This window comes from Bradyrhizobium ingae (assembly GCF_055791185.1).
On sequence record NZ_JBVUBB010000022.1, the window covers coordinates 53,680 to 66,091 of the forward strand.

Annotated in this window: 13 protein-coding genes; 12 read left to right on the forward strand and 1 reads right to left on the reverse strand. The window is 64.2% G+C overall.

All coding sequences use genetic code 11. The annotated features are described in order from the left end of the window. Positions 1-3 precede the first annotated feature (3 nt). Positions 4-1,692: a Na/Pi cotransporter family protein gene (locus tag ACV1FX_RS26930; protein ID WP_473120592.1), complete on the reverse strand. Its 1,689-nt coding sequence runs from the start codon at positions 1,690-1,692 to the stop codon at positions 4-6. A gap of 527 nt (positions 1,693-2,219) precedes the next feature. On the opposite strand from ACV1FX_RS26930, the gene ACV1FX_RS26935 reads away from it, so the two are divergent. From ACV1FX_RS26935 to dhaK, 12 genes are all read left to right on the forward strand, one after another. Beyond that, positions 2,220-3,578, forward strand: a complete 1,359-nt coding sequence (locus tag ACV1FX_RS26935) for an ABC transporter substrate-binding protein (protein WP_473120593.1) — start codon at positions 2,220-2,222, stop codon at positions 3,576-3,578. Between the two features lie 72 nt (positions 3,579-3,650). Further along, positions 3,651-4,625 carry a carbohydrate ABC transporter permease gene (locus ACV1FX_RS26940; RefSeq protein WP_473120594.1) on the forward strand — a complete coding sequence of 325 codons (975 nt, stop codon included), beginning with the start codon at positions 3,651-3,653 and terminating at the stop codon, positions 4,623-4,625. After that, positions 4,622-5,584 carry a carbohydrate ABC transporter permease gene (locus tag ACV1FX_RS26945; RefSeq protein WP_473120595.1) on the forward strand — a complete coding sequence of 321 codons (963 nt, stop codon included), beginning with the start codon at positions 4,622-4,624 and terminating at the stop codon, positions 5,582-5,584. The genes ACV1FX_RS26940 and ACV1FX_RS26945 overlap by 4 nt, the downstream gene beginning before the upstream one ends. Beyond that, positions 5,581-5,781 (forward strand): hypothetical protein, encoded by a 201-nt coding sequence (locus tag ACV1FX_RS26950; protein WP_473120596.1) that lies wholly within the window; start codon positions 5,581-5,583, stop codon positions 5,779-5,781. The genes ACV1FX_RS26945 and ACV1FX_RS26950 overlap by 4 nt, the downstream gene beginning before the upstream one ends. 11 nt (positions 5,782-5,792) lie before the next feature. Beyond that, the gene (locus ACV1FX_RS26955; RefSeq protein WP_473120597.1) at positions 5,793-6,890 is read left to right on the forward strand and encodes an ABC transporter ATP-binding protein; all 1,098 of its coding nucleotides are present in this window, start codon (positions 5,793-5,795) and stop codon (positions 6,888-6,890) included. Then, on the forward strand, positions 6,883-7,908 hold the full coding sequence (locus tag ACV1FX_RS26960) for an ABC transporter ATP-binding protein (protein WP_473120598.1): 1,026 nt from the start codon (positions 6,883-6,885) through the stop codon (positions 7,906-7,908). Before ACV1FX_RS26955 ends, ACV1FX_RS26960 begins: the two co-directional genes overlap by 8 nt. Before the next feature lie 10 nt (positions 7,909-7,918). After that, positions 7,919-8,542 (forward strand): dihydroxyacetone kinase subunit DhaL, encoded by a 624-nt coding sequence (dhaL, locus tag ACV1FX_RS26965; RefSeq protein ID WP_473120599.1) that lies wholly within the window; start codon positions 7,919-7,921, stop codon positions 8,540-8,542. Next, positions 8,539-8,931: a dihydroxyacetone kinase phosphoryl donor subunit DhaM gene (gene dhaM / locus ACV1FX_RS26970; RefSeq protein WP_473120600.1), complete on the forward strand. Its 393-nt coding sequence runs from the start codon at positions 8,539-8,541 to the stop codon at positions 8,929-8,931. The genes dhaL and dhaM overlap by 4 nt, the downstream gene beginning before the upstream one ends. A 29-nt stretch (positions 8,932-8,960) precedes the next feature. After that, positions 8,961-9,269, forward strand: a complete 309-nt coding sequence (locus ACV1FX_RS26975; RefSeq protein ID WP_458147493.1) for an HPr family phosphocarrier protein — start codon at positions 8,961-8,963, stop codon at positions 9,267-9,269. 1 nt (position 9,270) lies between these two features. Further along, positions 9,271-10,890 carry a phosphoenolpyruvate--protein phosphotransferase gene (gene ptsP, locus ACV1FX_RS26980; RefSeq protein ID WP_473120601.1) on the forward strand — a complete coding sequence of 540 codons (1,620 nt, stop codon included), beginning with the start codon at positions 9,271-9,273 and terminating at the stop codon, positions 10,888-10,890. Continuing rightward, a complete protein-coding gene (locus tag ACV1FX_RS26985) occupies positions 10,883-11,308 on the forward strand; it encodes a hypothetical protein (RefSeq protein ID WP_254097481.1) in 426 nt (141 codons plus the stop codon). Before ptsP ends, ACV1FX_RS26985 begins: the two co-directional genes overlap by 8 nt. A 24-nt stretch (positions 11,309-11,332) precedes the next feature. After that, positions 11,333-12,316: a dihydroxyacetone kinase subunit DhaK gene (dhaK, locus tag ACV1FX_RS26990; RefSeq protein ID WP_473120602.1), complete on the forward strand. Its 984-nt coding sequence runs from the start codon at positions 11,333-11,335 to the stop codon at positions 12,314-12,316. Positions 12,317-12,412: the final 96 nt, after the last annotated feature.

The following is a 12,412-nucleotide window of genomic DNA, read 5'->3' on the forward strand; positions in this document are numbered from 1 at the left end:
CTACTAGCCGCGACCGACAAGATGGGCCGCGGAGCGCCAGGCATGATGTGACATCGCCTGGAGGCTGCGGACAGTTTCGACGCGAACGAGTGCAGCATCGGTGGTGAGGGTTGCATTGGCGACCGCGCCGAGCGTCGCGCTGCGGTGGCGGCGCAGCACTTCGCCAAGTTCTGTCGTACAGCGCTCGAGCTCGGCGATGGCCTCGTCCGTCGCGACCGCGCGCGGGCCGCTCATGGCGTCAGTGCCATGCGGAACCGGCGTGACGGCAGGCGATCCGGATGGGCGGGGCGGCACTGCTACGCCGCGGGCAATCGCGGCTGCGCTACGCATCACTTCAGCACATAGTTCTCCCGCGCGGATGTCCTCCGGCCCCTCGCTCACGGAAGCGAAATTGATTCCGCTATTCGCCACGTCAGTCAGCCGAGACGCGTGGTCGAGTGCGTGCAGTGTGCTGGTCAGACGCCCTTGCTCGTCCTCGGTGTCAGGCGGTCCGGTCACCTCCGACAAGAATATCTGTGCCTGGCGCAGGGCGTCGGCGGCGTCCTGCAGCGAGACGGTGTCTCTCCCGAGGCGAACTGGTGCGGCGCGGCCAGCCAGTGCCGCCTCGACCCAGGCGGACACCGTTACGAGCACGCGTGCGATCGTTCGGCGCACCGCTTCGACGGCCACGATTGGAGTCACGAGCGCCGAGGGATCAAGGCACCGCGTGAGCGGCGAGCCCCGCTCGGGCAGGATACGCTCGACCAGGCGCGTGAACTGGTTGACCAGCGGCAGCAGGACCACCACACCAACGACATTGTAGGCGGTGTGATATCCGGCTAGCAGCGTGACGCCATCGATGCTGTCCGAAGCGCGCACGAGCAGAGGGATGGTGACGGGAAAGAGCACGAGCGCGATGACGGCGGCGATGAGCTTGAAAAGCACATAGGCGATAGCCAGCCGCTTGGCGGTCGTGCTCGCGCCAATCGCGGCGAGGGCGGAGCTCGTTGCAGTTCCGATATTCTGGCCGATGATCAGCGCACAGGCCTGATCCAGCCCGATTGCACCGGCGAAATGACCGGACAAGGTCACCGCCACGGCGGCCGTGGACGACTGCATCAGAGCAGTCATCACGAGGCCGATGACGACGAGCGCCAGCACGCCGAACAGGCCCGACCACCACCGTCCCTCGGGGTCGGCGAGCACGGCAGGAAGGTCCGCGGGGTGCAATCGTTCGGCGAGCCCGCCCATGCCCTGCTGCAAGGTGGTCAGCCCGAAAAGCACGAGCCCGAATCCGGCGAGCGCGGCTCCGGCGCCGGATATTCGTCCGCGAGCCAGAAGCTTGGTCAATGCACCGACGAAGATCATCGGCAATGCTGCGGCGGTGAGCGAGACGCGGACGCCGATGAGCGCGACCAGCCAGCCGGTCCCCGTGGTGCCGATATTGGCGCCGAACACCAATCCCAAGCCTTGCTGGAACGTCAACAGGCCGGCGCTGACGAGACCGATCGTCGTCATCGTCGTCGCACTCGACGACTGCACCAGAAGCGTGACGACAGCGCCCCAGAAGGAGCCGTGCAACGGCGTCGCGGCCGCCTTGCTGAGCACGGTGCGCAGGGCGGAGCCGGCCAGCGCCTTCAGGCCTTCCGTCATCACGGTCATGCCGAGCAGGAAAAGACCGACGCCGCCGAGTACCGAGATTGCCGTGGACATGCGGGCTCCTGAAGTGAACGACGATCAGGCCAGCCCCGTTTGACTGTAGCGCAGTTGTCGGAGTGAAGGCAGACGGCGACACGGCGTGGGAACTGCGCCGCATTGAACGTTCAGTAAAATAATTTGCTAAACATGACCCCGGGCGAGTCGACTGCACGAAACGAGGCTGCGTTGCCGCGGCTTGCGTTCAGGGGCGCCAAGCAATTCTCGCCAATCGCGCTTATTTCGCTGCATCGCAGCAGGCTGACGGCTGAACGCAGTCTCGTTGAGCCTTTCGTCGGGCTCGTTAAAAACCGGCTTGACGGCCTCCGGAATTTAGTAATAGGTTTAGTATTACAAAAAAATAAACATCGCGCATCGAGCTGATGTGTGGGAGGAGCCCAGCCCGTCCGGATCCGTTTCCGGGCGCGGTCAGTCTCGTTCTTCATCATCTCATCGCTCATCAACTCGGTTTCAGGGTCTTGGCGTCGTTCCGAAAAGGGCGCGCCGAGCGGGTTCGGTGGTTCAACGATAGAGAGGAAACTGACATGCGAAGACTCAAATGGCTTAGTAGTGCAGTGACATCCGCGGTCCTTGGGGCAGCCGCGCTGGCGGTCGTGGGTGGCGGCGAAGCTGCGGCAGAGGGCAAGCAGCTTACGCTGTGCTGGGCGGCATGGGATCCCGCCAACGCCCTGGTCGAGCTCGGCAAGGACTTCACCAAGCAATCCGGCATCGAGATGAAATACGAGTTCGTCCCCTGGACGAGCTATGCCGATCGCTTCCTCAACGAGCTCAACTCGCACGGCAAGCTCTGCGACCTGATCATCGGCGACAGCCAGTGGATTGGCGGAGCCGCCGAGAACAAGTGGTACGTCAAGCTCAACGACTTCTTCGCCAAGGAGAAGATCTCGATGGACGATTTCGTCCAGGCGACCGTGGTCGGCTATTCGCAGTGGCCGAAGAACTCGCCGAACTATTGGGCGCTCCCGGCGATGGCCGATGCGGTGGGCTGGACCTATCGCAAGGACTGGTTCTCGCGGCCCGACATTCAGTCGGCGTTCAAGGCCAAGTACGGCCGCGATCTTGCGCCGCCCAAGACCTTTGACGAGCTGAAGGAGATCGCCGCCTTCTTCCAGGGCCGCGAGATCGACGGCAAGAAAGTGTACGGCGCCTACATCTTCACCGAGCGCGGCTCGGAAGGCATCACGATGGGCGTGACCAACGCGCTCTACAATTACGGCTTCAACTACGAGAACCCGAAGAAGCCCTACCAGATGCAGGGCTTCGTCAATTCGGCGGATGCTGCTAAGGGGCTGGAGTTCTACAAGGAGCTCTACAAGTGCTGCACGGCGCCGGGCCTGACTAACGCCTACATGCAGGAAGGTCTCGACGCCTTCAAGTCCGGGCAGGTGGCGATGCAGATGAACTGGTTCGCCTTCTTCCCCGGGCTCTACAAGGACCCGAACGTCGGCGGCGACAAGATCGGCTTCTTCGTCAATCCGGCCGGCCCGAACGGTCACTTCACGCAGCTTGGCGGGCAGGGCATCTCGGTCGTCGCGACGTCTGACCACAAGGACGATGCGCTCGCCTACATCAAGTGGTTCGCGCAGCCGACCGTGCAGCAGAAGTGGTGGCAGCTCGGCGGCTACTCGGCGCTGAAGGCCGTCGTCAACGCGCCGGACTTCCCCGCGAGCGCGCCGTTCGCTCCGCAGTTCCTGGAGTCGATGGCGATCGTGAAGGATTTCTGGGCCGAGCCGTCCTATGCCCAGCTCCTGCTCGACATGCAGAAGCGCGTGCATGACTACGTCGTTGCCGACAAGGGAACGGCGCAGCAGGCGCTCGATCTCCTGGTCAAGGACTGGTCCAAGGTCTTCAAGGAGCAGGGCAAGCAGGTCGCCTCGCAATAAACGAGATCGTTCGCATCGACCCAACTGGTTTCCCCGGGGAAGTGTCCCCGGGGAAGCCGAACCAGCCAGCCGATGGACAAGATGACCACCATTCTCCAACCCGATCATGTTACGATCCCCGGCGTGAGCGAGCCCGCCAAATCTCGTGCCACGCGACGCGTCCGCGGCCTGTCGGACCGGGCCATCGCCTGGCTGTTCGTCGCGCCGACGATCGCGCTTCTGCTCGCGATCAACATCTTTCCGCTGGTCTGGATGATCAGGCTCTCCTTCACGAGCCTCAACCTCAGCATGTCCTATTTGCCGCTGCGGTTCGTCGGGCTGGATAATTTCACCGACATTCTCTCCGACGAGGATGTCTGGATCAGGCTCCAGACCACCGCGCAATTCGTGATCTCGTCGGTAGCGTTGCAGGTGGTGATCGGATTTGGGCTCGCGCTGCTCATCAACCGCCAGTTTCGCGGTCACAGCTTCTGGACCACGATGATTCTGCTGCCTATGATGCTGTCGCCTGCGGTCGTCGGCAACTTCTGGACCCTGCTGTTCCAGCCGCAGATCGGACCGTTCAACTACCTGATCAGCCTGTTCACCGGCGTGCCGCCGAGCTCCTTCAGCATGACCGGCGAAGTGGCACTGGCGCCGTGGACCATCGTCCTCGTCGATACCTGGATGTGGGCGCCCTACGTCATGCTGATCTGCCTCGCCGGGCTGCGCTCCATTCCCGACTACATCTACGAGGCCGCGGAAGTCGATCGCGCCTCGGCCTGGCGTCAGTTCTGGTCGATCACGCTGCCGATGACGGTGCCGTTCCTGATGCTCGCCGTGCTGTTCCGCGCCATCGAGAACTTCAAGATGTTCGACATGGTCAACCTCCTGACCTCGGGGGGACCGGGATCGACCACCGAGCTGGTCTCGATCACGCTGAAGCGGGCGGCGTTCGAGAAATGGCGCACCGGCTATTCCTCCGCACTTGCCATCATTCTGTTCGTGACCGTGTTCGGTGCAGCCAACATCTACGTCAAGGTGCTCAACAAGGTGAAGCAGCGATGACCGCCACTGTTGCCAAATCCACTGCTCACTCCATCGTCGAGTCTACGCCGCGCGCAAAGGCGGTGGCGGGCAGCCTGGTCATCCTCTATGCGGTGATCACGATCCTGCCGCTCGTCTGGATCGTCGCCACCGCGTTCAAGTCGCAGAGCGATGCCATCGCCTATCCGCCCAAGGTGCTGTTCCAGCCGACGCTGGAGGGCTATGTGAACCTGTTCACGGTTCGCACGCGGCAGACGCCGGACTTCATCGCCAAGCTGCCGCCGCCCGAGACCTGGTACGACAAGCTCGTGCGCCAGCACGACATGGTGATCGCCGGTCCCTCGAAGGTCGTGCCGCGTTTCGTCAATTCGCTCATCATCGGCTTCGGCTCGACTTTTCTCGCCGTGTTCCTCGGCACACTCGCGGCCTACGCATTCTCGCGCTTCCGCATTCCACTTGCCGACGACCTCCTGTTCTTCATCCTGTCGACGCGCATGATGCCGCCGGTCGCGGTCGCGATCCCGATCTATCTGATGTACCGCCAGCTCAATCTGACTGACACCCGGCTCGGAATGATCCTGCTCTACACTGCGGTCAATGTCTCGCTCGCGGTCTGGCTGCTCAAGGGGTTCATCGACGAGATTCCGCGCGAATACGAGGAGGCGGCCCTGGTCGACGGCTACACGCGATTGCAGGCGCTGCGCAAGGTGGTGCTGCCGCAGGCGGTGACGGGTATTGCGGCAACGGCGATCTTCTGCCTCATCTTCTCCTGGAACGAATATGCGTTCGCGGTTCTCCTCACCAGCGGCGAAGCCCAGACCATGCCGCCCTTCATCCCCTTCATCATCGGCGAAGGCGGACAGGACTGGCCGGCCGTTGCTGCGGCGACCACGCTGTTCGTCGTCCCGATCGTCCTCTTCACCGTCCTGTTGCGCAAGCATCTGTTGCGCGGCATCACCTTCGGAGCTGTACGCAAATGACCGGTTCTGCGATTGCCAATGGCGGCGCGATGCGCTGGTTCCGGCGCGGGCCCTGGGAGACCGGAGCGACGATCCTGATCGGCGGTGGCATCGTGATGCTGGTGCAGCCCTTCTCGCTCGATCTCTACAGCTATTCATTCGTGACGATCCTGGCCGGCACGCTCGGCTACGTCATCGTGAGCCACTTTCCGGAATAGGGCGGTGAGAGATGGCACAGATCCGCGTTGAAAACCTGCGAAAATCGTTCGATCAGTTCACGGCCGTCGAAGGCTCGAACTTCACCATCGACGACGGCACCTTCTTTGCGATGCTCGGTCCCTCCGGCTGCGGCAAGACGACGACGCTGCGCATGATCGCCGGCCTGGAGCTGCCGACCGAGGGCAAGATCCTGCTCGACGGTGAGGACGTGACCTTCGAGCGGGCATCCGCCCGCGACATCGCCTTCGTGTTCCAGCTCTTCGCGCTCTATCCGCACATGAACGTCGCCGGAAACATCGGCTTTCCCCTGAAGTGCCAAGGCATGGGCCGGCGCGAAATCCGCCAGCGCGTCGAGGAGACCGCGCGGCTGCTGCGAATCGAGCATCTGCTGTCGAGCAAGACATCAAAGCTATCGGGCGGTGATCGGCAGCGCGTGGCGCTCGGCAGGGCGATGGTGCGGCGGCCGAAGGCCTTCCTGATGGACGAGCCGCTCGGGGCGCTCGACGCCGAGTTTCGCCATCTGATGTGCGGCGAGCTGCGTGACCTTCACGACCGCATCGGTGCGACCACGATCTACGTGACCCACGACCAGCTCGAGGCGATGTCGATGGCGGACCAGATCGCGGTCATGAACAAGGGACGTGTCGAGCAGATCAGCTCGCCGCAGGAGATCTATGACCGGCCCGCGAGCATGTTCGTCGCCGATTTCATCGGCTCGCCATCGATGAACTTCCTGCGCTTTGAAGGCGGCCTGCATTGCGGGGATCGTGCGATCAGCTTCCACGACACCGACATCGCCGTGCCCGAGATTCGCGAGGACCGCGCCAGCGCCCCCCTGGTCCTCGGTGTCCGTCCGGAGCATATCCGCTTTACCGACGCGGCGCCGGTTCGCGGCGAGGTGTTCGGCGCGGAATATCTCGGCACCAACCAGATCGTCACCGTCGACACCGCGCATGGGCGCGTTGCGGCGCGGCTGCCGTCCGCCACGCCGGTGCGGATCGGCGAGACGGTCGGTCTCGAATTTCACTCCGAACGGCTGGCGCTGTTCGATGCCGGCAGCGGCCTTGCGATCCGCACCGCGAATGGGGGAGGCGCTCGCCATGGCTGACGTCATTCTGCGCAACATCAACAAGCGTTTCGGCACGATCGAGGCGGTGCGCGAGCTGTCGCTTGCGGTCAACGACGGCGAGTTTCTCGTTCTGCTCGGCCCGAGCGGCGCCGGCAAGACCACGACCTTGCGGCTGATCACCGGGCTCGAGCAACCCGATTCGGGCTCGGTCATGATCAACGGTCGCGACGTCACGCTCGATCCTCCGGGATCGCGCGACATCGCGTTCGTCTTCCAGCAATACTCGCTCTATCCGCACCTTTCGGTCTACGACAATCTGGCGTTTCCGCTGCGCTCGCCGGCGCGCCGCGTTCCGGAGCCCGTCATCCGCAAGCGCGTCGAACAGACCGCCGAGCTCCTGCATATCGCCAGCAAGCTGAACAATCGCGCCACCCGCCTGTCCGGCGGCGAGATGCAGCGAGTCGCCATCGGCCGGGCCCTGGTGCGGGATCCGTCGATCTACCTGATGGACGAGCCGTTGTCGTCGCTGGATGCGAAGCTGCGGGCCGAGCTTCGCCTCGAGCTCAAGCGGATCCAGGTCGAGTTGGGGGCAACCATACTCTATGTGACGCACGATCAGGTGGAGGCCATGACCATGGCCACGCGCATCGGCGTGATCAAGGACGGCCAGCTTCTCCAGCTCGGCACACCGCGGGAGATCTACGAGAGCCCGTCCAGCACGTACGTCGCATCACGGCTCGGCACGCCGCCGATCAACCTTCTTCCGGCGCGCCTTGCTTCGGAGATAGTCCTTCCACCCGGGACCGAGACCATTGGCATCCGCACCGAGCATCTGCAGATCGCTGCGCGCAATGGCGGACGGTTGATCGGCCGCGTGCATCGGGTCGAGCATCTGGGTGAGCAGAATCACGTTCACCTGGACTATAAGGGCCAGACGCTGGTGACGCTTGCGGACCCGCGCCAGCCGCTCCAGGTCGGTCAGGAGGTTGAATTGCACCTGAAGCATCCGCTTTATTTCGACGGCGTGGGGCAACGCATCAACGCCATGGTGCACTGAGGATCATTCAATGTCGCTGCAACCCGAGACATTCAAATCGCTGGTCAAGGTGGCCGCAGAGCAGGTCATCGCCAGCGCGCCGGAGCTGACGAGCCTGGATCAGGCGATCGGCGATGGCGATCACGGCACGAACATGAAGCGCGGCTTCGAGGCCGTGCTCGGCAAGCTCGATGCGATCTCCGCGCAGCCGTTCGACGAGGCGCTGAAGACCATCGGCAAGACGCTGGTGATGACCGTCGGCGGCGCGTCGGGGCCGCTTTACGGCAGCTTCTTCCTTGCCGCCGGAGAAGCGCTCTCGCATGACAAGCACCTGCCGGACGATCTCGCGGAAGTCTTTGCAAGCGGGGTCGATGCAGTAAGCAAGCGGGGGCGCTCGCACGCCGGCGAGAAGACCATGCTCGACGTTCTCGTTCCTGTCTTGGAGACGTTAAAGACCGATGCCGGGCGCCCCGACATCGTCGAGCGCATTCGCGCGACGGCCGCGGAGGCCGCCGCGCGGACTGCGCCGATGCAGGCGACCAAGGGACGCGCCTCGTTCCTCGGACCGCGCAGTGTCGGACATGTCGATCCCGGTGCGCGGTCGAGCTGCGTGCTTCTGCAAGCGGTGTGCGCGAGCCTGGAGGGGCGGCCATGAACGACACCGTGAGCATCGTGATCGTCTCGCACTCGAAGGACATCGCCAAAGGTACCGCCGACATGGTGCGGCAGATGGTCGGCAGCGAGGTCAAGGTCGCCTTCTGCGGCGGCAATCCCGATGGCGGATTGGGAACCAGCGTCGCCGTGATCGTCGATGCCATCAATGACGCCTGGTCGCCGAAGGGCGTTGCGATTCTCGTCGATCTCGGCGGTGCCGAGACCAACAGCGAAATGGCGGTCGAAATGCTGGACCCTGAGCGACGGGATCTCGTTGTCGTGTGCAATGCGCCGATCGTCGAAGGCGCGGTGATGGCGGCGACTGAAGCGGCTGGCGGCAGCTCGCTGGCCGAGGTTCGGGCGGTGGCCGAGGAACTTTCTGCCGACTGACGTCGGCGAAGCGATGATGGAATATGGCTATGCTGGAAACTTCAAATGTGAATGGGCAGATCTTCACGGGCAACGTGCAACTGGTGCACGCGGTCGGCATGCATGCGCGACCCGCGGTCAAGCTGACCAAGCTCGCCAAGAAGTTCGAGGCGCAGATTTCCGTCCGCGTCGCCGGCGCGGCCGAGTGGATCAATGCCAAGAGCGTGGCCAAGATCATGGCCATGCGCGCGGCCCATGGCAGCATGATCGAGATCAAGGCGTTGGGCAGTGATGCGGAAGCGGCCGTCGCTGCACTGATCGATCTGATTGCATCTGATTTCCCAGACGGGATTGCGTAACATGCGAGACAGCGCTTCAGGACCGGCTTACCGCGGCAGAACCGCCTCGATCGGTTTTGCCCAGGGGCCGTTCATCCGGGTCGATGCGGGCGCGAATGGCGAGCGGGTTGCCGGCACCCTGGTCGACGAGGCGCTTGCGCTGCGCAGTGCGATCGACACTGCGAGCCGGCAGATCGCCGAGCTTGCCGCGATCGCCGGCGGTGAAGCGGCGCAAATCCTGGAATTCCAGGTCGCGCTGCTGGAGGACGAAGATCTGATCAGCGCGATCCTGGCGGCGATTGGCGAGGGAGAGCCCGCGGATACCGCTTGGCGCACGGCGCTCGACGAGCAAATCGCGGATTATAATTCGGCGCCGGACGAGTATTTGAAGGCGCGTAGCTCGGATCTCGCGGACCTTCGCGATCGCGTGCTGAACATTCTGCGCGGTGGCGAGGGCCATGCGCTGAGAATTCCGAGCGGTGCGGTCGTCTGCGCCGACGATCTGCCGCCCTCGCGCTTCCTGGAGATCGACTGGTCCGATGGCGGCGGCCTGGCGCTGCTGCGCGGCAGTCCGACGAGCCACGTCGCGATGCTGGCGCGCGCCCGCGGCATCCCGATGGTGGTGCAGCTCGGTGCGGTGCCGGCCGTAGGGAGCTCGGCGCTACTCGATGGCGAGGGCGCAACGCTCGAGCTCGATCCCAGCGCCGAGCAGATCGGCTTGTTCGAGAAGCGGCGGGAGCTTCATCGCAAGAGCAGGGCTTCCGCGCGAGCCATCCTGCGACGGCCGGCGGCGTCCTGGCGCGGCGAACGCATCAAGCTTCTCATCAACATCCAGCGCGTCGAGGATCTCGACTATCCGGATGCGCAATATGCCGACGGCGTGGGCCTGATGCGCACCGAGTTTTTGCTCTCGGAGCGCGGACTGCCTGACGAGGAGACGCAGTTTCAGGTCTACGACCAGGTCTTGCGTTGGGCCGAGCGGCGACCGGTGACGATCCGCACCTTTGACGCGGGTGGCGACAAGCCGGTGCCGGGCTTCACGCCGGACGGCGAGGCAAACCCCTTCCTCGGTGTTCGCGGCCTTCGTCTCTGTCTGGCCCGACCCGAGATCTTTGCGGTTCAGCTCCGCGCGCTGGCGCGCGCGGCGGTACGCGGAAATCTCAAGGTCATGTTCCCAATGGTCACCTCGGCCGACGAGGTCGAGGCGGCACGAAAGCTGTTTGCCGATATCGTCCAGGACTTGCAGGCAAAGGGTACGGCCGCAATGCTTCCCGAGCTCGGAATCATGGTCGAAGTGCCCGCGGCGGCGCTTTCGATCGCCAGCTTCAGAAGCGCGTTCTTCTCGATCGGCTCGAACGACCTCGCGCAATATGTCCTAGCCTGCGACCGTTCGAATGGAGCTCTCGCGTCCCTGATGGATCCCTTGCATCCCGCCGTTCTCGAGTTAATCACGCGGACCGCGGAGCATGGCAGGCGCGCCGGAATCCCGGTGAGCCTGTGCGGCGACATGGCGAGCGATCCGCGCTGCATTCCCGCGCTGCTCGATTGCGGGCTTCGGGAGCTGTCCGTGAACGTCTCCGCGCTTGCGCAGATCAAGCAAACGATCGATCGTCTGGGCAGCGGAGGTGGAAAACTTGACTGATGCCGTTGCCGATGAACCGGCGGAGGCGGGCGCCGTTGCCGTCTACAAGCGCATTTTCAAGGAGGTCCTGGACAAGCGCCCCTCGGGAATGCGGCTGCGGCTTGCCCATGCCATGGGAAAGAACCGGAGCTTCGTCAGCCAGATCTCCAATCCGGCCTATCCGGTACCGATCCCGGTGCAGCATCTCAACACGATCTTCGACGTCTGCCACTTCCCTCCGCAGGCGAAGGCAGCCTTTCTGCGCGCCTATGCACGCGCACACCCGCGCAGGATCAGTCGGCTGACCGAGGGACCGCACGAGCGGACCTTGACGCTGCATTTGCCAGATCTCGGCAGCGGCAAGCGGAATGCTCAACTCGACGCGCTGCTCCAGGAGTTTGCGCGCCGGCTGATTGCCATCATGCAGGAAAAAGAATGAGGCATAAGTGATGGGGAGGGTCGCATGAAGAAGTTCATCAATTCGGTCGACGACGTGCTGGCCGAGAGCCTGGACGGGTTTGCCGCCGCACATGCCGATCTCGTCACGCTGGGATCGGACCGCAAGTTCGTGCGCCGCCGTGAGCTCAACCGGAAAAAGGTGGCGCTGGTCTCGGGCGGCGGCAGCGGACACGAGCCGCTGCATGCCGGCTTCGTCGGCTACGGCATGCTCGACGCCGCCTGTCCGGGGCAGGTGTTCACGTCGCCGACGCCGGACCAGATCGTCGAGGCCGCCCAAGCCGTCGCCGGTGAGGCCGGCGTGCTGTTCATCGTGAAGAACTATGCGGGCGACCGCATGAATTTCGAGATGGCGGCCGAGATCGCCGAAGGCCGCATTGCGACCATCGTGACGGATGACGATGTCGCCGTGGAAAACTCCACCCACAGCATCGGTCGCCGCGGCGTCGCCGGGACGCTGATCGTCGAGAAGATCGTCGGCGCGGCCGCCGAGAAGGGCCTTGATCTCGCCGGCTGCGTTACGCTCGGCGAGCGTGTCAATGCGCAGACGCGCTCGATGGGGGTGGCGCTGACGAGCTGCACTGTTCCGGCCGCGGGCGGGCCGACCTTCGCGCTCGCTGAGGACGAGATGGAGATGGGCGTCGGCATTCACGGCGAGCCCGGACGCCGCCGCGTCAAGCTGGAGCGGGCCGACGCCATCGCCTTCGAGATGACGACGGCGGTCGTGGAGGATCTCGATGCGCGCGCGGGCACAGAAGCGCTCCTGCTGGTCAACGGCTTCGGCGGCACGCCCACGATCGAGCTCTACCTGATGTACCACGCCGCGCGAAAGCTGCTCGAGAAGCGCGGCCTGCGCATCGCCCGCTCGCTCGTCGGCAGCTACGTCACCTCGCTCGACATGGCCGGCTGCTCGCTCACGTTGAGCCTGCTCGATGCCGAGACGACGGCGCTTTGGGACCATCCGGTGCGCACCGCGGCTCTCAAATGGTGAGCCTCGCCTGAGATCGGCCTCTGAACGGTCCTGAACTCCGCTGCGATGGAATGCCGGCCCCCCAGCGGGCCATCCACGCGCCGGTTTGCTCCCTGA

Excerpts from the sequence above, each read along its gene's own strand:
- ACV1FX_RS26930 (WP_473120592.1), bottom strand. The coding sequence starts at position 1,692 with ATGTCCACGGCAATCTCGGTACTCGGCGGCGTCGGTCTTTTCCTGCTC.
- ACV1FX_RS26935 (WP_473120593.1), top strand. The coding sequence starts at position 2,220 with ATGCGAAGACTCAAATGGCTTAGTAGTGCAGTGACATCCGCGGTCCTT.
- ACV1FX_RS26940 (WP_473120594.1), top strand. The coding sequence starts at position 3,651 with ATGGACAAGATGACCACCATTCTCCAACCCGATCATGTTACGATCCCC.
- ACV1FX_RS26945 (WP_473120595.1), top strand. The coding sequence starts at position 4,622 with ATGACCGCCACTGTTGCCAAATCCACTGCTCACTCCATCGTCGAGTCT.
- ACV1FX_RS26950 (WP_473120596.1), top strand. The coding sequence starts at position 5,581 with ATGACCGGTTCTGCGATTGCCAATGGCGGCGCGATGCGCTGGTTCCGG.
- ACV1FX_RS26955 (WP_473120597.1), top strand. The coding sequence starts at position 5,793 with ATGGCACAGATCCGCGTTGAAAACCTGCGAAAATCGTTCGATCAGTTC.
- ACV1FX_RS26960 (WP_473120598.1), top strand. The coding sequence starts at position 6,883 with ATGGCTGACGTCATTCTGCGCAACATCAACAAGCGTTTCGGCACGATC.
- dhaL (WP_473120599.1), top strand. The coding sequence starts at position 7,919 with ATGTCGCTGCAACCCGAGACATTCAAATCGCTGGTCAAGGTGGCCGCA.
- dhaM (WP_473120600.1), top strand. The coding sequence starts at position 8,539 with ATGAACGACACCGTGAGCATCGTGATCGTCTCGCACTCGAAGGACATC.
- ACV1FX_RS26975 (WP_458147493.1), top strand. The coding sequence starts at position 8,961 with ATGCTGGAAACTTCAAATGTGAATGGGCAGATCTTCACGGGCAACGTG.
- ptsP (WP_473120601.1), top strand. The coding sequence starts at position 9,271 with ATGCGAGACAGCGCTTCAGGACCGGCTTACCGCGGCAGAACCGCCTCG.
- dhaK (WP_473120602.1), top strand. The coding sequence starts at position 11,333 with ATGAAGAAGTTCATCAATTCGGTCGACGACGTGCTGGCCGAGAGCCTG.